Source organism: Streptomyces sp. NPDC021749, assembly GCF_040640655.1.
In the GTDB taxonomy this organism is placed as follows: domain Bacteria; phylum Actinomycetota; class Actinomycetes; order Streptomycetales; family Streptomycetaceae; genus Streptomyces.
The window spans coordinates 1-22,029 of the sequence record NZ_JBFACE010000069.1; the positions used below are offsets into that span (position 1 = coordinate 1).

General features: G+C 71.4%; 17 protein-coding genes, 1 tRNA gene and 1 pseudogene. 8 read left to right on the plus strand and 11 right to left on the minus strand.

Features of this window, described 5'->3' with window-relative positions; genetic code table 11:
- Nucleotides 1–138 precede the first annotated feature (138 nt).
- The 6 genes from AB0G35_RS35630 to AB0G35_RS35655 form a co-directional block, all read right to left on the minus strand.
- Nucleotides 139–933, minus strand: coding sequence for a TetR/AcrR family transcriptional regulator (locus AB0G35_RS35630; protein ID WP_360958419.1), 795 nt, complete (start codon nucleotides 931–933; stop codon nucleotides 139–141).
- Between the two features lie 105 nt (nucleotides 934–1,038).
- A complete protein-coding gene (locus AB0G35_RS35635; protein ID WP_360958422.1) occupies nucleotides 1,039–2,640 on the minus strand; it encodes an MFS transporter in 1,602 nt (533 codons plus the stop codon).
- A 185-nt stretch (nucleotides 2,641–2,825) separates the two neighbouring features.
- On the minus strand, nucleotides 2,826–5,477 hold the full coding sequence (locus AB0G35_RS35640; protein WP_360958425.1) for a glycosyltransferase family 39 protein: 2,652 nt from the start codon (nucleotides 5,475–5,477) through the stop codon (nucleotides 2,826–2,828).
- Nucleotides 5,474–6,784: a glycosyltransferase gene (locus tag AB0G35_RS35645; RefSeq protein WP_360958428.1), complete on the minus strand. Its 1,311-nt coding sequence runs from the start codon at nucleotides 6,782–6,784 to the stop codon at nucleotides 5,474–5,476. Before AB0G35_RS35645 ends, AB0G35_RS35640 begins: the two co-directional genes overlap by 4 nt.
- A gap of 295 nt (nucleotides 6,785–7,079) precedes the next feature.
- Nucleotides 7,080–8,723: an ATP-binding protein gene (locus tag AB0G35_RS35650; protein WP_360958431.1), complete on the minus strand. Its 1,644-nt coding sequence runs from the start codon at nucleotides 8,721–8,723 to the stop codon at nucleotides 7,080–7,082.
- A gap of 85 nt (nucleotides 8,724–8,808) precedes the next feature.
- A complete protein-coding gene (locus AB0G35_RS35655) occupies nucleotides 8,809–9,510 on the minus strand; it encodes a response regulator transcription factor (RefSeq protein WP_360958462.1) in 702 nt (233 codons plus the stop codon).
- A 512-nt stretch (nucleotides 9,511–10,022) separates the two neighbouring features.
- Between AB0G35_RS35655 and AB0G35_RS35660 the strand changes: the two genes are divergently transcribed.
- Nucleotides 10,023–10,586, plus strand: coding sequence for an NADPH-dependent FMN reductase (locus AB0G35_RS35660; protein ID WP_360958433.1), 564 nt, complete (start codon nucleotides 10,023–10,025; stop codon nucleotides 10,584–10,586).
- A gap of 157 nt (nucleotides 10,587–10,743) precedes the next feature.
- Here the strand turns inward: AB0G35_RS35660 and AB0G35_RS35665 are convergent, their stop codons facing one another.
- From AB0G35_RS35665 to AB0G35_RS35675, 3 genes are all read right to left on the minus strand, one after another.
- A complete protein-coding gene (locus AB0G35_RS35665) occupies nucleotides 10,744–11,643 on the minus strand; it encodes an amidohydrolase family protein (protein WP_360958465.1) in 900 nt (299 codons plus the stop codon).
- A gap of 181 nt (nucleotides 11,644–11,824) precedes the next feature.
- The gene (locus AB0G35_RS35670) at nucleotides 11,825–12,841 is read right to left on the minus strand and encodes a DUF2797 domain-containing protein (protein ID WP_360958436.1); all 1,017 of its coding nucleotides are present in this window, start codon (nucleotides 12,839–12,841) and stop codon (nucleotides 11,825–11,827) included.
- A 332-nt stretch (nucleotides 12,842–13,173) separates the two neighbouring features.
- Complete coding sequence (locus tag AB0G35_RS35675) at nucleotides 13,174–14,259, minus strand: helix-turn-helix domain-containing protein (RefSeq protein ID WP_360958439.1); 1,086 nt, start codon at nucleotides 14,257–14,259, stop codon at nucleotides 13,174–13,176.
- 134 nt (nucleotides 14,260–14,393) lie between these two features.
- On the opposite strand from AB0G35_RS35675, the gene AB0G35_RS35680 reads away from it, so the two are divergent.
- A complete protein-coding gene (locus AB0G35_RS35680) occupies nucleotides 14,394–15,188 on the plus strand; it encodes an NAD(P)H-dependent oxidoreductase (RefSeq protein ID WP_360958442.1) in 795 nt (264 codons plus the stop codon).
- A 62-nt stretch (nucleotides 15,189–15,250) separates the two neighbouring features.
- Here the strand turns inward: AB0G35_RS35680 and AB0G35_RS35685 are convergent.
- A tRNA-Met gene (locus AB0G35_RS35685) sits at nucleotides 15,251–15,324 on the minus strand.
- Between the two features lie 650 nt (nucleotides 15,325–15,974).
- Here AB0G35_RS35685 and AB0G35_RS35690 point away from each other — a divergent pair.
- From AB0G35_RS35690 to AB0G35_RS35705, 4 genes are all read left to right on the plus strand, one after another.
- On the plus strand, nucleotides 15,975–16,493 hold the full coding sequence (locus tag AB0G35_RS35690) for a hypothetical protein (protein WP_360958445.1): 519 nt from the start codon (nucleotides 15,975–15,977) through the stop codon (nucleotides 16,491–16,493).
- 87 nt (nucleotides 16,494–16,580) lie between these two features.
- Nucleotides 16,581–17,426 (plus strand): DUF4097 family beta strand repeat-containing protein, encoded by an 846-nt coding sequence (locus tag AB0G35_RS35695; protein ID WP_360958448.1) that lies wholly within the window; start codon nucleotides 16,581–16,583, stop codon nucleotides 17,424–17,426.
- 697 nt (nucleotides 17,427–18,123) lie between these two features.
- The gene (locus tag AB0G35_RS35700) at nucleotides 18,124–19,122 is read left to right on the plus strand and encodes an ATP-binding cassette domain-containing protein (protein ID WP_360958450.1); all 999 of its coding nucleotides are present in this window, start codon (nucleotides 18,124–18,126) and stop codon (nucleotides 19,120–19,122) included.
- Nucleotides 19,119–19,946 (plus strand): ABC transporter permease, encoded by an 828-nt coding sequence (locus tag AB0G35_RS35705; protein WP_360958453.1) that lies wholly within the window; start codon nucleotides 19,119–19,121, stop codon nucleotides 19,944–19,946. Before AB0G35_RS35700 ends, AB0G35_RS35705 begins: the two co-directional genes overlap by 4 nt.
- A gap of 511 nt (nucleotides 19,947–20,457) precedes the next feature.
- Here the strand turns inward: AB0G35_RS35705 and AB0G35_RS35710 are convergent.
- Nucleotides 20,458–20,679 carry a hypothetical protein gene (locus AB0G35_RS35710; protein WP_360958456.1) on the minus strand — a complete coding sequence of 74 codons (222 nt, stop codon included), beginning with the start codon at nucleotides 20,677–20,679 and terminating at the stop codon, nucleotides 20,458–20,460.
- 121 nt (nucleotides 20,680–20,800) lie between these two features.
- Here AB0G35_RS35710 and AB0G35_RS35715 point away from each other — a divergent pair.
- Nucleotides 20,801–21,160, plus strand: a pseudogene (locus AB0G35_RS35715) (alpha/beta hydrolase); the annotation flags it as partial.
- Between the two features lie 271 nt (nucleotides 21,161–21,431).
- Nucleotides 21,432–21,917 (plus strand): site-specific integrase, encoded by a 486-nt coding sequence (locus AB0G35_RS35720; RefSeq protein WP_360958459.1) that lies wholly within the window; start codon nucleotides 21,432–21,434, stop codon nucleotides 21,915–21,917.
- Nucleotides 21,918–22,029: the final 112 nt, after the last annotated feature.

Sequence of the window (22,029 nt, forward strand, 5' to 3'; positions counted from 1 at the left end):
TGCTGTCGCGAGGGTGTCCAGGTCTGTCTTCACACACTGACATTGGACGCCCTCGTCCTATATCCGCAGGCCATCCCTTGGACTCATTCATCTAGGGGATCTGTTCCCCCTCCCCCTAAGGTCCCGCCCCGATCACCCCTACGCCTCCCCCTCTCCCTCCCCCTCCCCCCGATGCCCGCCCCGCATCGCCTCGATTCCCGCGATCTGCAGGTCGAGTGCGAAGGCGAAGTCCCGGTCCAGCATCGCCGCGGCCGACCGGCCCGTACGGACGTGGTCGGCCCGGCTGGACAGCTCCAGCATCTCGGCGAACTCCGGGCGGCCCGAGATGGCCGAGACGACCTGCTGGAAGTAGTCGTCCAGGCTGACGCCCGCGGCCCGGCACCGCGCCTCGTGCGTCGCCCGGATCGTCGCGAAGCCGTAGACGAAGTGGAACAGCGACGCCAGCGCACCGGACGTGCACTCGGCGTCCAGGCCGCTGCGCCCCATCACCCGCAGGGTGGCATTGGAGAACGCGGTCGAGTGCGGTCCGATGTTGATGAACTCGGCCAGCAGCCGGGCCACCCAGGGGTGGCGCAGCAGCATGTCGCGGTAACCGGTGGCGAGGACCCGGAGCTGTGCGCGCCAGTCGGCGCCGGCCTCCGACTCGTCGGGCAGGGGCAGTTCGCCGGCCACCGCGTCGACGGCCAGCTCCAGCAGATCGTCCTTGGTGTCGACGTACCAGTAGACGGACATCGCGGTGACGCCGAGCTCGGCGGCGAGCCGGCGCATCGAGAACCTCGCCAGCCCCTCGTCGTCCAGCAGTCGGACGGTCGCCCCGACGATCTTGTCGAGGTCGAGCCCGGCCGGCTGCTCAGCCCTGCGCTTGAGCGGGGGGCGCTCGGTCAGCCAGACACTGTGCGGCCGCTTACCGGCACGGCCGTTGGTCGCGGTCATGGCGTCCGTCCTTTTCTTCCCGTGCTCCACGTCGGCGTTCCCGCGCTCCACGTCAGCCTTCTCGCTCTGCACGTCGACGGTCAACGATCTTCTGCACCACCGATGCTATTCCGCGGCCGCGGGGGCCGCTCCCGGGCCGGGCCGGGCGTCAGGTGCCCCAGACGTTCCTGTGGCCTCTCGTGCCTCCGGTGTCTGCTGCTCCTGGCCATCGCGCTCCGCCCGGCGCAGGAGTACGGCGGCGAGCAGCCCGCCGAGGAACACCGCGGCCGCGCCCACCATCTGGCTGGTGCCGATGCCGGAAGCGAAGGCGTCCTGGACGGCGGTGCGTTCGGCGGCGGTGTGCGTGCGGGCCAGCGCCGCGGAGAGCGAGCCCGCGCCCGCGGCCACCAGCGGGAGCAGGGCCGTGAAGCGGGAGTTGAGGACCGCGCCGAGGACGGCGACGCCCAGGCCCTGGCCGAATTCCATCAGCGTGCCGTTGACCCCGGCACCCACCCCGGCCTTGGCCGGCGGGATCGCGGACATGATCGCGTTGGCCATCGCCGGCATGGCGAGCGCGACACCGAAGCCCATCACGATCAGACCGGTGAGCATGCCGCCGTAGCTGTGTCCGCCGAGGGCCACTATGGCGACGAGTCCGGCGGCGAGCAGCGACATACCGGTGACGATCATGCCGGGGGTGCCGAACTTCGGCATCAGCCGGGCGCCCAGGCCGGTGAAGTTGATCAGGATGACGGTGACGGCGAGCGGCGCCATCCGCAGCCCGGCGTCCAACGGGCCGTAACCGAGCACGAGTTGGAGGTGCTGGGTGAGCAGGAACATCGAGCCGCCCATCCCGAAGGCGACCAGGATGCCGCCGGAGACCGCGCCGATGAACCGGCGGTTCCGGAAGAAGTGCATGTCCAGCATGGGGTGCGGGGTGTGCAGCTCCCATCCGGCGAAGAGGGCGAGGCCGGCGATCCCGATGGCGGCGGAGATCAGCACCTGGCCCGACAGCCAGCCGTTGTGCGGTCCTGAGATGATCGCGAAGACCACTCCGCCCATACCGATCATGGACAGCAGGGCGCCGAGGAGGTCCGGGCGATCACCCTCGCGGCTCTTGGACTCGGGGACGAGGGTGACGACGGCCACCACCGCCACGACGGCGACGGGAAGATTGACCAGGAACAGCGAACCCCACCAGTAGTGGTCGAGCAGCACACCGCCTATCAGCGGGCCGGCGGCAAAGCCGAGGGAGTTGACCGAGCTCCAGATACCGATCGCCTTGGGGCGCTCCTCGTCGTCGAAGATCTGCATGACGACCGCGAGCGTGGTGGTGACCAGCAGCGCACCACCGACGCCCATACCGGCCCGGGCCGCGATCAGCTGGCCGGGCGACTGGGCGAGCGCGGCGCCGAGCGAGGCCAGGCCGAACAGCACCAAGCCGACGGCGAGCATCTTCTTGCGCCCGTACCGGTCGGCGGAGTTGCCGGCGGTGAGCAGCAGACCCGACTGGACCAGCGAATAAGCGTTGATCATCCACTGGACGTCGGCGGTGGTCGCGCCCATCTCCTTGGTCAGGGAGGGGATGGCGACGTTCAGGACGGTGTTGTCGAGGATGACCGTGAGCTGGGCGAGGCAGATGACGGCAAGGATCAGCCAGCGGGTGGCGGGCCGGCCGGGCGGCTGGAGGGTGGCGGTTGCGGCATCGGACGCCACGGGGGACGGCATACGGGCTCCCTGTACGGTGCGAGCGGGTGCCATACACCGTACAGGGAGCGCTATACGCCGTACATTTGTTTTCGGCCGCGCGTGGAGCGGATGCGAGCGGTACCGGGCGTCCGTGCTGGTCGGGCCCGCTGGGCCGCTGGTCAGGCCGTCTTCCTCACGGTCCTGGTCAGGCCTTACGGTCCTGGTCAGGCCTTCTTCGTCAGGTCGTAGAAGGTCGCGCTGCCGACCGTGACCTTCTTGAAGGTCTTCTCGACCCAGGAGCTGATCTCGGACGAGTGGCCCTGGCCACCGCCGGGGCCACCACGGCCACCACGGCCACCACCACCGCCGCCGAAACCGCCACCGAAACCACCGACGAAACCGCCGGCCAGCTCAGCACCGCCCGGGCCGCCGGTGCCACCGGTGCCATCGCTGCCACCGGTGGCGAGGGTGCCGCCGAAACCGTCCCGGCCGCCCGCGATGAAGTAGTGGATCTTCCCCTCCGCGACGTACTTCTTGAATTGGGCGAGGGTGGGTGACGGGTCACTCCCGTTGAAGCCGCCGATCGACATCACCGGCTTCTGGGTGGCCAGCTGGTAGCCGGCGGCGTTCTGCGAACCGATGGCGGCGGCGGCCCAGGTGTAGTCGCCGGCGTTCTTCTCCAGCAGGGCCTTGGCCCGGGCGCTCACCTTGCTGCCGTTGAGCAGGCCGCCCATGCCACCGCCCATACCGCCGCGTACCCCGCCGCCGCGCATACCGCCGTTGCCGGCGCCCGTGCCCTTCGCTCCCGGCGTGGCGGGCAGGCGACCGGCAGCGGTACCACCAGGTGCACCGGCGACTCCGGGGCCTCCGGGCGCTCCGGGCGCTCCAGGGGCCCCAGGGACGCCGGGGGCGCCGGCCTGGGTGCCGCCGCCCGGCATCGCGCCGTTGTTGCCACGCCCCATCCGCTGCAGCCACCGGGGGAGGCCGCCGCCCGGCCCGCCCATACCGCCGCGCACCGAAGGCCCGGCCGTGATGATCGAGCCGCCCTTGGGGGTGTTCACGGTGTCGAGCGTGTACGCGACCGGGCCGGCCAGCGCCGTGACCACCCCGAGCGCCGCGGCGACGACGCCGATCCGCCGGGTGACGGGCAGCCGGGCCCCGGCTTCCCCTCGGGCGGGCACCGACCCCTGCCGATCGGCCGTCCCCTGCTGGTCCGCCACCCCCTGCCAATCGGCCATCCTCGGCCAATCGGCCGTCCCCTGCTGGTCCGCCGCCGCCGTCTTCCGTACGCCCAGCAGCAGGCCCACCGCCGCCAGCGCCCCCAGCGCCAGCACCGTCCAGCGCAGCCACGGCAGCCAGTCGGGCGAGCGGTTCAGCAGGACGTACGACCAGACCGCGGTCACCGCGACCGTCACGGCCAGCACCACCGACGCCAGCCGCCCGCCGCGCCGCCACAGCAGGGCCGCGCCCATACCGACCAGTGCAGCGATGTACGGGGCCAGCGCGATGTTGTAGTACTGGTGGAAGATCCCGGACATGAAGCTGAACGTCGTGAACGTCATCAGCAGCGCACCGCCCCACACCAGGAACTCGGCCCGCTGACCGGCCTGTTCGGCCGCGCCGGCCCGGGAGGTGGCGGCGACGGTGGCGGTGACGGCAGGGTGGGCTCCGGACTGTTCGGCGGCCGCAGGCGCGGGGCGGGCGTCCGTACGGCGGGCCCGCCACAACAGGCCCACCGCCACCACCAGCAGAATCAGCGCGGCCGGCAGCAGCCAGGAGATCTGCCCGCCCATGTCGGACGAGAACAACCGGGTGATGCCGGTCTCGCCCCAGCCGCCTCCGCCGCCCGGACCGCGCCCGCCACCGCCGACACTGCCCGTCTCGTTGCCGCTGATCCGCCCGAAGCCGTTGTAGCCGAAGGTCAGTTCCAGGAAGCTGTTCGTCTGCGAGCCGCCGATGTACGGCCGCGAGGACGCCGGCCAGAGCTCGACGATCGCCACCCACCAGCCACCGGACACCACGATCGCCAGCCCGGCGACCAGCAGTTGCCCGAACCGCTTGCGCAGGCCCACCGGCGCACAGCAGGCGTACACCACGGCGAGCGCCGGCAGGATCAGCCACGCCTGCAGCGTCTTGGTGAGGAACCCGGCGCCGAAGCAGAGCCCGGCCAGCACCAGCCACTTGGTCCGGCCGTCCTCCAGGGCGCGCAGTACGGCGGCGATCGCGCACACCATCAGCAGGCACAGCAGCGCATCGGGATTGTTGAAGCGGAACATCAGCGCCGCCACCGGCGTCACCGCCAGCGCCCCGCCGGCGAGCAGTCCCGCGGCCGCCCCGAACCGGCGCCGTACGGCCGCGTAGAGCACCCCGACGGTCGCCACGCCCATCAGCGCCTCGGGCACCAGGATCGCCCACGAGCTGAGGCCGAAGAGGCGTACGGACAGTGCCATCGGCCAGAGCGCGGCCGGCGGCTTGTCGACGGTGATCGAGTTGGCGGCGTCGGACGAGCCGAAGAAGAACGCCTTCCAGCTCTCGCTGCCGGCCTGTACGGCGGCCGAGTAGAACTGGTTGGCGTAGCCCGAGGCGGACAGGCTCCAGAGGTAGAGAACGGCCGTGACCAGCAACAACGCCACCAGGGCGGGGCGCACCCAGCGCGGCGGCTCGGCGGACGGCGGCGGAATCAACGGGTCCTTCGTGGTCGTCGCGTTCGGTGCGTCCAGCGTGTTCGTAGCGTTCACCGCGTTCTTCGCGTTCGCCGCGTTCACCGTGTTCGCCGCGTTCGTCGCGTCGTTCTTCGCGTCCATCGCGTTCGCCGTGTTCGCCGTGTTCTTCGTGTCCATCGTGTTCTTCGCGTTCGTGGGGTTCAGCGGGTTCATCGGGGGCTCCGGGAGAGGTCGTCCACGTCGTGCGGGTGCGGGCAGTCGTCGGGACGGCGCTCGCGGTCCGGGAACACCCAGGCGCGGAAGAGCAGGAACCGCAGTACGGTCGCGGCCAGGTTGGCGGCCACCAGCACCGCCAGTTCCGTGCCGTGCGACGCCGGCCCGCTGGCGGTGTCCAGCGCGGCCAGGGAACCGCTGGTCAGCGCCAGTCCGATCGCGAAAACCACCAGACCCTGGGCCTGATGCCGGACCGCCCGGTCCCGCCCGCGCACCCCGAAGGTCAGCCGGCGGTTGGCCGCCGTATTGGCCATCGCGGACAACAACAGCGCGGCGGCGTTGGCCATTTGGGCGCCCGTACCGAGCCGGAAGAGGGAGTAGAGCCCGAGGTACAGCAGGGTGCTGAGCCCGCCGACGACGCAGAACCCGACGAGCTGACGGGCCAGCCCGCCCGGCACCCCCGACAGCTCCCGGTCCCGCGGATCGTCCCCGAACGGCCGGACCAGCCGGTCCAGCGGCAGCGCCCCGGTCGCCAACGCCCGTCCCACCCGCCAGACGCCCTTCAGGTCGTCGGCGGCCGTGCGCACGAGGTGCACGGTGCTGTTCGGGTCGTCGACCCAGTCCACCGGCACCTCGTGGATCCGCAGCCCGGCCCGCTCCGCGAGCACCAGCATCTCCGTGTCGAAGAACCATCCGGTGTCCTCGACCAGCGGAAGCAGCCGCTCCGCGACATCGCCCCGTATGGCCTTGAACCCGCACTGCGCGTCAGAGAAGCGGGCGGCGAGCGAACCCCGCAGGATGAGGTTGTACGTTCGCGAGATGAACTCCCGCTTCGGTCCGCGAACGACCCGCGCACTCCGGCTGAGCCGTGAACCGATCGCCAGATCCGAGTGCCCGGAGATCAACGGCGCCACCAACGGCAACAGGGCGTTGAGGTCCGTCGACAGATCGACGTCCATATAGGCCAGCACCGGTGCCTCGGAGAGCGACCACACCGTGCGCAGCGCCCGGCCGCGCCCCTTCTGCTCCAGCCGTACGGCCGTGACCTCGTCGATCGCGTCATCGAGCCGCGCGGCGACCTCGGGCGTACGGTCGGTGCTCGCGTTGTCCGCGATGGTGATCCGGAACCCGTACGGGAAGGTCCGCGCGAGGTGCTCGTGCAGGCGCCGGACGCAGCGCTCCAGATCCGCCTCCTCGTTGTAGACGGGAATGACCACATCCAGCACGGTCGCGATCTGGCCGAGGCGCAGATGTGCGCGGGGTGGCAGGGAGCCCAGTGGTGTATCGGGCGGCTGTGTCGTCGTCATGGCCCGACCCTCGCCAACCGCCCTGTCACGGCGGTGTGGTGAGCCTGTGGCGAGGCTGTGAGCCTGTGAGCCGAAACTCGGGGGCCGGCCGGAGGCGCGGGGCAGAGGTCCCGGCGAATACGCGGAGCAGGGGTCACTTCGGATGCGCGGTGCAGGGGTCCCGGCGACAGGGGCACCGTGACGACATCAGGGGCAGCGTGACGACAACAGGGGTCACGGTGACGGCAGCAGGTCCCCCTGCCCCGACGGCAGGATCACCGTGACGGCAACAGACCCCCCTGCCCCGACGGCAGGATCACCGTGACGGCAACAGACCCCCCTGTGCCGACGGCAGGGTCGCCGTGAAGACCGTCCGCCCCGGCGCACTCTCGACGCCGACCGTACCGCCGTGCGCCGCGACTACGGCCTGCACGATCGCGAGCCCGAGCCCGGTGCTGCCGGCCACCCGCGAACGCGACGCGTCCCCACGCGCGAAGCGCTCGAACACCCGCGGCAGAAGCTCGGCCGGGATGCCGGGCCCGTCATCCTCCACCTGGAGCAGGACGGCGGGCCGGAGGACCCGGGCCCGGGCCCGGGGAGCGTGCCCGTGCGGGGCCCAACCCGGCGGTACCGGCGGCCCGGCGTCCGGTACGCCGGCATCCGGTGCGCCGACGTCCGCCGCGTCGGCATCCGGGGCCCCGACATCCGATGCCCCGGCATCCCGGGCCACCACCCGGGCCGTCACCGTCGTCCCCTCCGGCGTGTGCGTCCGGGCGTTGGCCAGCAGGTTCACCAGGACCTGGTGCAGCCGCTCGCCGTCCCCGTGGACCCACGCCGGCTCGCCGGGCAGTTCCAGCCGCCACCGGTGCCCGGGTCCCGCCGCCCGGGCGTCGCTCACCGCGTCCACCACCAGCGGCGAGAGATCAGTGCTCTCGTACGAGAGCGGGCGCCCCGAATCGAGCCGTGCGAGCAGCAACAGGTCCTCCACCAGCCCCGTCATCCGCTCCGCCTCCGACTCGATCCGCCCCAGGGCGTGCCGGGTCACCGGCCCGGGACGCTCGTCCCCGCGCCGGGTCAGCTCGGCGTACCCCCGGATCGACGCCAACGGCGTCCGCAGCTCATGGCTGGCGTCGGCGACGAACCGCCGCACCCGCATCTCGCTCTCCTGACGCACCGACAGCGCCGAGCCGACGTGCCCCAGCATCCGGTTCAGCGCCGCGCCGACCTGCCCCACCTCGGTCCGGGCGTCCGCCTCCGCCGCCGGTACGCGGACGTGCAGCGCCACCTCGCCATGGTGCAGCGGGAGTTCGGACACCCGGGTGGCGGTGGCGGCGACCCGGCGCAGCGGCCGCAGTGCGATCCCCACCATGCTCGCCCCGGCGATTCCCGCCGCGACCAGTCCGGCGACCGTCACACACGTCTCGATCAGCACCAGCCGGCCGACCGTGCCCTGGACCTCGCCGAGCGGCAGCCCGGCCACCAGTGAGCCGTCCTTCGCCGACCGCACGCGGTAGTCGCCGAGCCCGGGCAGCTCGGCGGTGTGCGGCCGGCCGTCCCTCGGTACCGCGTCCAGCGCCGCGACCTGCTCACCGGTCAGCCACGCCAGCCGCTCCGAAGGCTCCCTGCTGGTCGAATTGTTCAGTCGCGCACCCACATCGACGCGCCCGTCCGGTCCGACCTGCCCACCCACCGTGCCCACGGGCTGGCCCAGCATCGCGACGAAGTCCAGGGGCTGGCTCCGCATCGGATCGTGCGGCCGCGGCATCGTCGCCCGTACGACGGTGTCCTTCAGTCGCTCGTCCAACTGCCACTGGAGGTACGAGTGCAACGCAATGGTGGTGACGACCCCGATCACCGCCCCTACAACGGCAATCAGGGCCACCGCCGACACCACCAGCCGCGTCCGCAACGTCCACCGCCGCGGCGCCGGCCCCCGCCCCGGCACTCTGCGGCCGAGCACGGCCGGACGCCCCCTTCCGGCCGTACGAACGGATCCGGGGCCCGGAACGGGCAGCGGCGCAAGCGCAGAATCGGACACCGCTCCGCTACCCACCCGGCTTGATCAGATAGCCCGCGCCCCGCCGCGTATGGATCATCGGGGCCCGTCCCGCGTCGATCTTCCGCCGCAGGTACGAGATGTACAGCTCCACGACATTGGCCTGGCCACCGAAGTCATAACTCCAGACGCGGTCGAGGATCTGGGTCTTGCTCAACACCCGCCGCGGATTGCGCATCAGATACCGCAGCAGTTCGAACTCCGTGGCCGTCAGATGGATTTCCTGCCCGTCCCGCCACACCTCATGACTGTCCTCGTCCAGTACCAGATCGCCCACCGTCAGCCGCGACTCGCTCCGGGCCGCCGCCGCCCCGGCCCGGCGCAGCAGACCCCGCAGCCGGGCCACCACCTCCTCCAGACTGAACGGCTTGGTGACGTAGTCGTCCCCGCCGGCCGTCAGCCCGGCGATCCGGTCCTCGACGGCGTCCTTGGCCGTCAGGAACAGCACCGGTACCTCCGGGAGTTCGCGCCGCAGCCGTCCGAGCAGCGTCAGCCCGTCCATGTCCGGCAGCATGACGTCCAGCAGCACCGCATCCGGCCGCCAGCTACGCGCGGTACGCAGCGCCCCCGCACCGTCGCCTTCGGCCCGGATGTCCCAGCCTTCGTAGCGCAGCGCGAGCGACAGCAGATCGGCGAGCGAGGACTCGTCGTCGACCACCAGCACCCGCACCGGGCTGCCGTCCGGCCGCAGCAACTCCGGCTGCTTCCCGGGCGCTCTCCTGGACGCCGAGCCTGCCGGAACCGAAGAAACCGGAACCGGCGAAGTCGGAACCGGCGCAACCGGAACCGGCGAAGTCGGAACCGGCGCAACCGGAACTGACGTAAGGGGAAGCGCCGTTGAGGACGACGGAGTCACGGTCATGCCGGTGAGCCTGACCCGCGCCCGTGAGAGCTCCCTTTCCCCTTCCTGTGAATCTCCTGAGAATCCCGGCGCCCGTCCGCGACGACGACCGCAACCGGCTCCCCCGACCGGCTCCCCCACCAGCTCCCCCGACCGACTCCCCCACCGGATCCCCCGACCGGCTCCCCCACCGAGTCCGTGACCGGCCTGGGCCGCCCCCCGCGCGGTCCAGGCCGATCACCACTGCCCCAAGCATGGCACCCCCCACTGACAATCGCCCTGACCAGCACTTTTGCCTCTTCGCGGGGACCTCACCCAGCCCCCACCCAGCCCTCCCCGACCACCCGGCGTACCGTCCCTCCATGACTCATGACGTCCCGAGACTGGTCGCCCTCTCCGGCAGCCTGCGCGCCCGCTCCTCCAACGGCGCGGTGCTGAACTCCGCCCTGCCCCTGTGGTCCGGCCCCACCACCACCGCGGACATCGGCGCACTCCCGCACTTCAACCCCGACCTGGACGGCGAAGACGCCACACCCCCCGCCGCCGTCGCCGCTCTGCGTACCGCGGTGGCGTCCGCCGACGCCCTGCTCATCGTCAGCCCCGAGTACGCGCACGGAGTCCCCGGCGTCCTCAAGAACGCACTCGACTGGCTGGTCAGCAGCGGCGAGGTGGTCCACAAGCCGGTCGCGGTGATCACCGCGTCCCCCTTCCCGACCGGCGGCGATCACGCCAACGCCCAACTCCGGGAGACCCTGCGCATGATGACCGGCGAGGTCATCACGGCCGCCTGCCGGGAAATCCCCGCCATCGGCCCGAAGATCGACGCTGAGACGGAGCGCGTCGCGGACGAGGCCACCCTCACCGACCTGGCCGCGGCACTGACCCACCTGGCCACCGCCGCAACGGGAACACCACCCGCCGCCTAACGACCTGACGTGCCTGACGTGCCTGACGCACCCGACATACCCGGCGCCTCGTCATTGCGTCGCCCGTCAGTACGCCGCACCCGTTCAGTGCGCCGCCCCGTCAGTACGCCGCCCGGCACCCCGTCACTGTGCCGCCCGGCGTCAGTGCGCCGCCCCGTTACACCGGCGGCCCGCCCCCGGGGCCCAGCTCGAACAACCGCGCCGCGTTCCCGTAACAGACCCCGCGCAGCCACTCCTCCCCCATCCCCAACCGGGCCAGCGCCTCCAGCGCATGGGCGTACCCGTAGGGGATGTTGGGGAAGTCGCTGCCGAACAGCACCCGTTCACCGAGGTCCGCGAGCCGGGCGCGCTCCGCCCGCGGGAACGGCGCGGTCCGTTCCGCGAAGTCCGTGAAGGCCATCGTGGTATCGAGGTGCACGCCGGGATAACGTTCGGCCAGCTCCAGGAAGTCGGCGTACTCCGGCATCCCCAGGTGCGCGATGATCAGCCGCAGCCGGGGATGCCGGGCCAGCACCCGTCCGATCGGCTCCGGACCGGTGTGCTTGCCCGGTGCGGGCCCCGACCCGCAGTGCACGACCACCGGCACCCCCGCCTCCGCGACGGCCCCCCACACCGCATCGAGCCGCGCATCGGCCGGGTCGTACGCCCCCACCTGCACATGCGCCTTGAACACGCGTACTCCGCCGACGAGTTCGTCCCGTACGTACGCCTCCGCGCCGTCCTCGGGGAAGAACGTCGCGGTCCGCAGACAGTCGGGCGTACGGGCCGCGAAATCGGCCGCCCAGCCGTTCAGCCACTGCGCCATTCCCGGCTTGTGCGGATAGATCATCGAGGTGAACGCCCGTACGCCGAAGCCGCGCAGCACCGCCAGCCGCTGGTCCTCCTCGAAGCGGTACGTGATGGGCCACTCCCGGCCCACCAGCGGCCCGGCCGCGTCGAAATACGCCCAGACCTTCGCCATCACGCGCTCCGGCATGAAGTGCGTATGGACGTCGATCAGCCCCGGCAGCCCCAGCCCCCGCCAGAACGCCCCCACCCGCTCGTCCCCATCCCCCACCCGCTCGTCCTCGTCCCCCACCCGCTCGTCCCCGGCCGCCACCCGCTCGTCCCCGTCTCCCACCCGCTCGTCCCCGCCCGCCAACCGCTCGTCGCCGCCCGCCACCCGGCCCCTCCTCGCCTCTCCGGTCACGCCCCTCCCAGCCTGCCAGGCCCGGTCCGCGCCCCACAGAACCTGCGCCTCAGAAGAGTCCTTCCTGCTCCCCTCCCCGATCCGGGGCGCCCCGTACCGCCGTACGGGCCGGCCGCACCGGCACGGTCGTCACCCGTCCCGTCGCCGCTCCCAGCACCCACCCCGACAGCAACCGCGCATCCATCACCACAACCGGCGACGACCCGCGGGCCCCCGCCACCTGGCCCGCACCAGGACGCCGCCCCTCGGCCCCGCCCTCCCCCTCCCCTCTTTCCGCTCCCTCTCCCCCTTCCGCTCCCTCTCCCGCCAGCCGCAGATACACATCCGACCCGACCCCGGCCAGCACCTCCCCCACGATCTCCGCCCCCGCCGTCAACCCGCCCAACACCGCCGCCCCGGCCGGTATCCGGTCGAGCCCGAACAGCTCCGTATGGTCCGTACACGCGAATTCCACCGGCTCCAGCGTCTCCGGCCAGCCGCCCAACTCCCGTGCTGTGGCGTGCAATCTGCCCAACTCGGCGCGCCGCTCCGGCACCGCCGGCAGCGCTCCCCGGGCCGCCCGCTTCGCCGCCTTCGTGAAGCGGTCCGGGATCGCCAGGGCGCTCCCCAGCAGCGCCTCCGCCCGCCGCGCCGCCATCAGCGGACCACGGCCCAGCCATGCGTACGCCACCGCCCCCTGCTCCACCAACCGCGCCGGCCCCCGCTCGGCGGCCGTGATCCCCACCTTGAGCAGGCCGGGCCCGAAGTACGCGAGGTAGACGGCGTACGGGCGCGGGTCATCCGCCATGGTGTCCGCGGCCACCGACCGCGAGCGGTCCAACCGGGCGCACGGCGCGCACTGGTCCTTGGCGCTCTCCCCGTCCAGCACCGCCGCATACGGGCACACCAGCCAACGGCCGGTCCGCCGCACGCCCAGGCAACGGCGCTCCCCCTGCGCCGCGAAGGCCAGCATCTTCCCCGCGGGGATCAGGCTCTCCCGTTCCTCGTCCCGCTCGGCGCAGTACCACCCCAGCCGCTGCCCGAACCCCGCCGACGCGCCCGTCGACGCCCCTGCCGACGCACCCACCGACGCCCCCGCCAGCGCGCCCACCGACGCGCCGCATGCCGCCGGCGCGCCGTATGCCGTCAGCGCACCAGGCACCGGCCCCGGCCCGGACCCCGGCCGTACGCCCGAACCGCCGCCTGACCAGCGCGGTCCCGTACATCGCCACCACACATCGCCAGCGTACGACCCCCCACTGACAACGCCCGGCCCACGCACCAACGCCCACTCACGCACCCACGCCCGCCCACGCACCCACACCTGCTCACGCCAGCCGGAACGCCGGAAGACCCGCCGCCGCCCCCCGCAAGCTACGAGGCCCCACTCCCGCTCCCGCCCCCACCCCGCCCCACCCTTCAAGCCACCAGCCCGCCCCTTCCCCCGGTTACCCCGGCCCTCCCGATCCCCTCTGTCCCCCTGGTCCTCCCGGTCCCCTCGGTCCCCTCTGTCCCCCGAAACGTGCTCCGGTACATCCGCGGCGACACCCCCAGCGCCGACTGCAGATGCTGCCGCAGCGACGCCGCCGTCCCGAAGCCGGCCTCCGCCGCGATCCGGTCCACCGTCAGCTCCGTCTCCTCCAGCAACTGCCGTGCCCGCTCGATCCGTTGCTGGGTCAGCCACTGCAACGGCGAGACCCCCACCTCCTCCCGGAACCGCCGGGTGAAGGTCCGTACGCTCATCGCCTCGCACGCCGCCAGCTCCCGCAGCGTCACCGGCCGGTCCAGGTGTTCCAGCGCCCAGGCCCGCGCCCGGCCCGTCGAGGACACCCGGGGCTCCGGCATCGGCCGCCGGATGTACTGCGCCTGGCCGCCCTCCCGGTGCGGCGGTACGACGGTCCGCCGGGCCACGTCATTGGCGACGGCCGCCCCGTGGTCACACCGGACCATGTGCAGACACAGGTCGATGCCCGACGCGACCCCTGCCGCCGTCAGCACGTCCCCCTCATCCGTGTACAGCACGTCCGCGTCCAGCGCGACCTGCGGGAACAGCCGGCGGAAGTCGTCCACCGACCGCCAGTGCGTAGTGGCCCGCCGCCCGTCCAGCAGCCCGGCCGCCGCCAGCACGAACGCGCCCGTACAGATCGACGCGATCCGCGTGCCGGGCCGGATCCGCCCCAGCGCCTCGGCCAGTTCCGCGCTCAGCCGCCCGGCCGTCCCGTCCCCCTGGGCGTAATCCGCCCCGGAGGCCGGCACGACCACGGTGTCCGCCTCGGCGAGCGCCTCCGGCCCGTGGGTCACGCACACGGTGAAATCCGTATCCGTCCGCACCTCGCCCGGCTGCAGCGCACAGGTCACCAGCTCGTACAGCCGCTCCCCGTCCGCCGCTCTGGCCTCGCCGAAGATCCGGTGCACGATGCCCACTTCGATCGGCAGCATCCCGTCCCGCACCAGCACCACCACCCGATGCCGCCGCGTCCCGTCACCACCCACAGCACTCCCCATTCCCTCCCCCATTTCCTCCCCCACTCCATCCCCCATTTCCTCCCCATCCCCTCCCCGCTCCGTGGCCCGATCCTTGCACAGTCTGGCCATCCGGCCACTCGTCCGTACGACCGCCCGCCCGGACAGTGGGTGCCATGAAGATCCTCTGGCTGTTCGCCCACCCGGACCGGCGCTCGCTGAGCAGCGCCCTCAAGGACGAGGGCCTACGCGCGCTCGAAGCCGCCGGCCACGAGTACCGCGTCTCCGACCTCTACGCCATGAACTGGAACCCGGTGGTCGACGCCGCCGACTACGGTCACGACCCCGCCGAACGCTTCCACGTCGGCCCGTCCTCCGAACACGCCTACAACCACGGCCGTTTGAGCCCGGACATCGTCGCGGAACAAGAGAAGGTCACCTGGGCGGACACCGTGATCGTCCAATTCCCCCTCTGGTGGTACGGCATGCCGGCCATCCTCAAGGGCTGGTTCGACCGCGTCTTCATCAAGGGCTTCGCCTTCGGCCACACCGACCCGGAGACCGGCCGCCCGCTGCGCTACGGCGACGGCCGGCTCACCGGCAAGCGCGCCATGGTGATCACCACCGCCGGCGCCCGCGCCGCCACCCTGGGCCCGCGCGGTGTCAACGGTGACCTCAACGACCTCCTCTTCCCCCTGCAGCACGGCACCCTCTGGTACACCGGCATGGCCGTCCTGCCACCCCTCCTGATCCCCGCCGCGGACCGCACCACCCCCACCGCTTACGCCACCGCCGCCACCCGTCTACGCGAGCGCCTGCGCACCCTCCCCACCACGGAACCCCTCGCCTTCCGCCACCAGAACGCCGGCGACTACGACGACGACCTCCTCCTCCACCCCCACCTGACCCCCACACCGCCCACGGGCCCCGCCGCCCACTACACAACCCCGCCCCCGCCCCACCACCCCTGACCCGCCGGAACGCAAAAAAGCCGTAGGGCCGTGGATACATATCCACGGCCCTACGGCGTCAGTAGCGGGGACAGGATTTGAACCTGCGACCTCTGGGTTATGAGCCCAGCGAGCTACCGAGCTGCTCCACCCCGCGTCGGTTCCCCGAACACTACGCGACTCCCGCCCCCACGCCTAATCCTTTTCCGACAGCCCCACCCGCCCTCGCGTCGAACTCGCTGTCCGGGTTGCACGAGATGCCTTCTCGCCGAGTGCGGGTTCGGCAACCGCACCTTCCCTCACCTGGCATCCCGAGCACCGCTCGGCGCCCTCCCGCGCCACGCAGCACCAAGCAGTCGGCGGCACCCAGCGCCACCCTGCCCCACGCGACGCCAACCAGTCGGCGCCCAGCGCCACCCTGCCCCACGCAACGCCAACCAGTCGGCACCCAGCGCCACCCTGCCCCACGCAACGCCAACCAGTCGGCACCCAGCGCCACCCTGCCCCACGCAACGCCAACCAGTCGGCACCCAGCACCCACCCGACACCACCCGGGCACCACCCGACACGACCCGGGCACCACTCGACACCACGCGGGCACCACTCGGCACCACATTGCCGCCACCCCGCGCATCCAAAGGCACCCAAGGGCGCCCAGGGACACCCGAGTCGCCCATGGCATCGCAATGACGCCAACCCAAAGCCACCCACCTTTCCCCAGCTCAGACGGGCTCCACTCCAGTCCGCCTCCTCATAGGGCGCCACCCGGACTTGCGCATGGCACCCCAATGGCGCCATCATGGCGTCATGGACCTCACCCCGTATGTCGACACCCTCCGCCGCGAACTCGCGGTGGCCGCCGAAGCCGGCGGGGAAGACGCCCGCGAGCTGGCCGAACGGCTCACCGCTCCCCTGGAGTCGGCGACCCGCCTGACCATGCTCCATGTGCTCTCCGCCGCGATGGACGAGATCACCCGCGAGCTCGCCCCCGGCTCGGTCGACGTACGGCTGCGCGGTCTGGACCCCGACTTCGTGGTGACGCCGCCGCCCGCCGAGGGCGGCACCCCCGCGGAACCGGCCGCGCCCGCCGAACCGCGCCGGGCCCCGATTCCCGCCGACGGCGACGAGGGCGGCACCGCCCGCGTCAACCTGCGTCTGCCGGCCCACCTCAAGGCCCGCGCCGAGGAGGCCGCAAGTCGCGAGGGCCTGTCGGTCAACGCGTGGCTGGTGCGCGCCGTGTCGGCCGCGGTCGACAGCGGCACCCGGCCGCGTACGACGGAGAAGACCCAGACCATCGGGCAGAGCATCACGGGCTGGGTGCGCTAGCCGCACCCCCACGCCCCCCGCACCACCTCACCCACACCACGTCCCACCAGCAGGGACGCCCCACAGACTCAAGAGGACGGGACAGCCATGCCTTCTTTCGACACTCCTGCACCGATCTCGGCCACGGCGCACGTGGAGGCCGGTTCCATCCAGTTCATCGCGGGCGACCGCCCCGACACCGTCGTCGAGGTACGCCCCCGCGACCCGAAGAAGGACCGGGACGTGCGGTCGGCCGAGCAGACCGAGGTCACGTACGCGAGCGGCCAACTGACCGTCAGGACCCCCACGATGCGCAATACGCTGCGTCGCCCCGGCACCGTCGACGTGACGGTCGAACTGCCCACGGGCTCGCGCATCGACATGACCGGCTCCTGGGCCCAGGTACTCGGCGAGGGCCGGCTCGGCGAGGTCCGCGTAAAGACCTCCTCCGGCGACGTCCGCCTCGACACCACCGGGCCGCTGCATCTGACCGCGTCGCACGGCTCGATCACCGTGAACCGGGTCGAGGGCTCGGCCGAGATCATCACCAGCTCCGGCAGCCTGCGCGTGGGCACCGTCGACGGCCCCGCCGTCCTGAAGAACTCGCACGGCACCACGACCGTGGACGCCGCGATCGGTGAGATGCGGGTCAGCGGCGCCAACGGCGACATCGAAATCCGGCGCGCCGAGTCCTCGGTCACCGCCACCACCGCCCACGGCACCCTGCGCGTGGGTGAAGTAGCCTCCGGAACCGTCCAGTTGGAGACGTCCTACGGCGCCATCGAGGTCGGCATCCGCGAGGGCACCGCCGCCTGGCTCGACGTCAGCTCGGGCGCCGGGCAGGTGCGCAACATGCTGACCGCGTCCGAGACCCCGGAGAAGACCGAGGACACCGTCAAGGTCCGCGCCCGCACCCGGTACGGCAACATCGACATCCTCCGCGCCCGCGCCTGAGCACCGGCCCGGCCACTCCGCCTGCTCCCACCCCGAAGCGGCACGCAGAAACGCCGCCACCAGCCCCACAGCCGTGCGCGGAACCGGCCCCCGTGACGCACACACCACCCATCCCTCACCCGCGCCCCGCCGCCCCCGGCACCAGCCCCTGACAGCCCTCACCTGGGCTGCCAGGGGCTGATCGTTTTCTGCCCCCGCGGCAGGCAACGGGCACCGCGACACCATGCGGCGCCGCATGGCGTCACACGGCGCCATGCGGCACCAGATGGTGCCAGATGGCGCCACCGCGGCGGCGCAGCATCGACTTAATCCGGGCCCCGCACGAAGAAGCCGTTGCCTGACACGCATCACACAAGGCGCGCCTTCCTTCATGAACCCCCGCATCCACACAGGTCAAACGCCAAGCGCAAGCCCCTAATCCCATCATGGCGCCACATTGACTCGCCATGGCGCCATTTATGTGCCATCATCATGACGACGCGCGCGCCACGCGGCATCCATGTCGAGCACGACGCGACAGCACCCGGTGAAGAGCACCGGACACACGAAGCGCGCCCGACACACGCCACCCATGCACCACGGCCCCTCAGCCACTTCCATCCGATCGCCCGTCGATCGCCCGTCGATCGCCCATCGATCGCCGTCGAGCGTCCGTCGGTCGTCCGCCCCGCATCCCCTGCAGAAAGGCCCGCCCACCATGAACACCGCGACCCAGGTGTCCACCACCACGCGAGCAGCCGCGATCTCCGCGACCGGCCTGCGCAAGTCGTACGGCGACAAGGTGGTGCTCGACGGCATCGACCTGCGGATACCCGAGGGCACGATCTTCGCCCTGCTCGGACCCAACGGCGCCGGCAAGACCACCACCGTGGAGATCCTCTCCACGCTGATCACCGCCGACTCGGGCCAGGCGCGGATCGCGGGCCACGACGTGACCTCCGACCCCGACTCGGTCCGCCGCCAGATCGGCGTCACCGGTCAATTCGCCGCCGTCGACGGGCTGTTGACCGCCGAGGAGAACCTGCTCCTCATGGCCGACCTGCACCACCTCAGCAAGCGCGAGGGCCGCCGCCGCGCCGCCGAGCTCCTGGAGCGGTTCGAGCTGACCGAGGCGGCCCGCAAGAACGTCGCCACCTTCTCCGGCGGTATGCGCCGCAAGCTCGACCTGGCGATGACCCTGGTCGGCCGGCCGCGGATCATCTTCCTCGACGAGCCCACCACCGGCCTCGACCCGCGCAGCCGCCGCGTCATGTGGGAGCTCATCCGGAACCTGGTGACGGATCAGGGCGTGACCATCTTCCTCACCACGCAGTACCTGGAGGAGGCCGACCAACTCGCCGACCACATCGCCGTCCTGGACCACGGCAAACTGGTCGCCACAGGCACCGCCGACGAACTGAAGCGCCAGATTCCCGGTGGCCATGTCCGCCTCCGGTTCGCCGACGAGACCCAGCTCGCCACGGCGGCCGACCTCTTCGGCATCGCCGCCCGCGACGACGCGTCACTCACCCTGCGGATTCCCGGCGACGGCACCCTCACCAACCTCCGTTCCGTCCTCAGTGTGCTCGACAGCACCGGCGTACCGGCCGAGTCGCTCACCGTGCACACCCCCGACCTCGACGACGTCTTCCTCACCCTCACCGGCCAGCAGAACGCCCCCGCCCTCACCAACTCCACGAAGGAGTCCGCCCGATGAGCACCGCGACCGCCGCCGCCACCACCACACCGGCCACCCCCACCCGCTCGTACGCCCTGCGCGACTCCATGACGATGCTGCGCCGCAACCTCAAGCACATGCGGCGCTACCCGTCGATGACGATCTCGATCGTCACGATGCCGATCGTGATGCTGCTGCTGTTCGTGTACGTCTTCGGCGGGGCGCTCGGCACCGGCATCGGGGCGGGCGCCGACCGCGGCGACTACATCAACTACGTGGTCCCCGGCATCATCCTGATGTCCGCGACCTCCGGGGCCGTGGCCACCGCCGTGTCCGTCTGCACCGACATGACGGAAGGCATCATCAACCGCTTCCGTACGATGTCGATCTCCCGCGGCTCCGTGCTCACCGGCCATGTCCTCGGCAGCGTCATCCAGGTCACGGCGGTCCTCGTCCTGGTCACCGGTGTCTCCTTCGCGATCGGATTCCGGCCCGACGCCTCGCCCGTCGAGTGGATCGCCGCGTTCGGCCTGCTGGCCTTCCTGGCCTTCGGTCTGGCCTGGGTGTCCGCCGCGATGGGCATGGGCGCCAAGACTCCCGAGGCCGCCTCCAACGCCCCGCTGCCGCTGACCTTCCTGCCCTTCCTCGGCAGCGCGGTCGTCACGCCGGACTCCATGCCGACCGGCCTGCGCTGGTTCGCCGAGTACCAGCCCTTCACGCCGATCAACGAGACCCTGCGCGGCCTGCTGCTCGGCACCCCGATCGGCAACGACGGCTGGATCGCCCTGGCCTGGTGCACGGCCCTCAGCCTGATCGGCTACCTGTGGTCGCGCACCGTCTTCAACCGCGAGGTCACCCGCTGACCCCAACGAGAGCAACCGAAGGGCGGCTCCCGAAACCTCCGGGGCCGCCCCTTCACACGCACCACGAACACCAAAGACCCGTCCGATTTCGAACGGGGCCTCTGGCCTGCTGTGCGCTCGGCAGGCTCCGAACCGGCAACCTTCTGAGCCGTAGCTCTAGATAGACCGGGTGTTTCCGGTCGTTGAGGCTGCGGCATGGGCCGTGAGAACCGCTGCAAAGCTTTAGCGGTTGCAGCGGTTGCTGCGGCTGCTGTACTTCGCTGCTGCACAGAGCCGCAGGCTGCCCCCTGCATTACGCGGCGGGCGTCTCTACCTCCTCAGGTAGGAGGGTCTCGTCGTCCCCGAAGTCCGGGGCCTGAAAGGGGTTCGTCGTCGGAGGCGGCGATGCCGCAGCGGAACAGCGGGGTTGCCCTTCCAGGGCGGAGAACAGCGAGGTCAGATCGATGAGAGATCTCCCTTTCGTAACAGGTCCCTGAAGGGGCCTGGCATGCCGTGACCGGGCACAGCAGTCCTACAGCTTGGTCATCTTGGCGTACGGGCTCAAGATCCGCATTTGCGCCGAGCCGAAATCCACGAGCGCCGCGATTCCCTCCTCGATGCCGATCACCCGGCCGAGGCCGTACATGTCGTGTGTGACCTGGTCGCCCATGGCGAAGTGCTTGGGCGCCGGCGGGACCGGGGCCTTGAAAGGGCTACTAGGCAAATGACGCTTCGGTGCAGCGGGCTTTGTCATTGCCCCCAGTATGCGCCCACGTGCATCCGTTGTCTGTGCCCGTCCGCGTCCAGTGCCCGGCACCGGGCGCTGACCAAGTGGAACCGCTCGCCGGGGCGCACCAGCGAACCGTCGGGCTGAGCCACTGGTGTGCGGCACAGCCCCCGTCGTCTTCGACGACCCCCGCACCGCGCTGTTCGGGGACCTGCCCGACGAGCAGGCCGCGGACGCCGTCAGCCGGCTCGTCACGCAGAGCCGGCGCTCCTTTCAGCAACGGGTGACCCGGACAGCGTGGCGGACGGTGCCCTCCACCTATGTGCTCTGCGAGGAGGACAGAGCGCTCCCGCCCGCATTGCAGGAGCGGATGTCCACCCGCGCCACACAGGTCGAGCGTCTGAACACCGGCCACTCCCCATTCCTGTCCGCGCCCACCGAACTGGCCGCGCTCCTGGGCCGGATCGGCTCCAAAGCGGTCACGTCCGTGTCGTCCCGCAAGAGCTGACCGGCTGTTCTCCCTCCGTGTGCGTGGTCGGCCGGGCCTCGAACAGGGCGCTGGAGCAACCTCCCCGCTCCCTCATCCCGCTCAACCTCGCGACCTGGCTCCTGCTCACCCCGTATCGGGTACGCGATCGAGCCGCCCTCCGCACCTCTTGGGCAGGCTTCACCGAAGGCATCCGCAGCCCTAACTATGGTCGCAATCCCATGAGCTGGCGCACGGTCAGTCGGCTCACCGTGGCCGGCCGTCCCCCGATCTTCCAGCAAAGTGCTGGGCGGTGGAGGCGTCCTTCGTCGCGCCGAAGACGCAGCGCTCGGCCCGGCGCGTGGCACTGCCGTCCGAGTGCGTCACGGCGCTCCGTGCTCAGCGCGCCCAGCAGATCGCCGACGGGAAGGCGGCCGGCGAAGCCTGGAAGGGGAACGGCCACGACCTGGTCTTCACCACGAAGAACGGAACGCCCATCGAGCCGCGCAATCTGAACCGGTCCTTCGAAGCTCTGTGCGCCCGTGCCGAGGTCCGCAGAGTCCGCTTTCATGACCTGCGTCACACGTGCGCGTCACTGCTCCACGAGCAGGGCGCCGATGCCCGCATGATCATGGAGGTCCTGGGCCACAGCTCGATCCGCGTGACCATGGACATCTACACCTTCGTCCGGCTCGACTCCCAGCGCTCCGCCTTCGACCGCGTCGGGAACGCGCTGAGGGGTGACGGCAACCCAGGGGACGATGACGGCGGTGCGGCCGGCGTCCCCGTGGCCATCTGATCCACCCCGCACCAGCCCTGAGCTTGGCGTTTAACCTCGCAGGTCACCCGACCTGCTGAACTGCGGTTCTTTCCAGGACAGTGGAGGCGGCCGTTCTCCACGCTTCGAGATG

Coding starts and splice junctions, on each gene's coding strand:
- AB0G35_RS35695 (WP_360958448.1), top strand. CDS start 16,581: ATGCCTTCTTTCGACACTCCTGCACCGATCTCGGCCACGGCGCACGTG.
- AB0G35_RS35635 (WP_360958422.1), bottom strand. CDS start 2,640: ATGCCGTCCCCCGTGGCGTCCGATGCCGCAACCGCCACCCTCCAGCCG.
- AB0G35_RS35710 (WP_360958456.1), bottom strand. CDS start 20,679: ATGACAAAGCCCGCTGCACCGAAGCGTCATTTGCCTAGTAGCCCTTTC.
- AB0G35_RS35645 (WP_360958428.1), bottom strand. CDS start 6,784: ATGACGACGACACAGCCGCCCGATACACCACTGGGCTCCCTGCCACCC.
- AB0G35_RS35690 (WP_360958445.1), top strand. CDS start 15,975: ATGGACCTCACCCCGTATGTCGACACCCTCCGCCGCGAACTCGCGGTG.
- AB0G35_RS35680 (WP_360958442.1), top strand. CDS start 14,394: ATGAAGATCCTCTGGCTGTTCGCCCACCCGGACCGGCGCTCGCTGAGC.
- AB0G35_RS35700 (WP_360958450.1), top strand. CDS start 18,124: ATGAACACCGCGACCCAGGTGTCCACCACCACGCGAGCAGCCGCGATC.
- AB0G35_RS35705 (WP_360958453.1), top strand. CDS start 19,119: ATGAGCACCGCGACCGCCGCCGCCACCACCACACCGGCCACCCCCACC.
- AB0G35_RS35630 (WP_360958419.1), bottom strand. CDS start 933: ATGACCGCGACCAACGGCCGTGCCGGTAAGCGGCCGCACAGTGTCTGG.
- AB0G35_RS35675 (WP_360958439.1), bottom strand. CDS start 14,259: ATGGGGAGTGCTGTGGGTGGTGACGGGACGCGGCGGCATCGGGTGGTG.
- AB0G35_RS35640 (WP_360958425.1), bottom strand. CDS start 5,477: ATGAACCCGCTGAACCCCACGAACGCGAAGAACACGATGGACACGAAG.
- AB0G35_RS35660 (WP_360958433.1), top strand. CDS start 10,023: ATGACTCATGACGTCCCGAGACTGGTCGCCCTCTCCGGCAGCCTGCGC.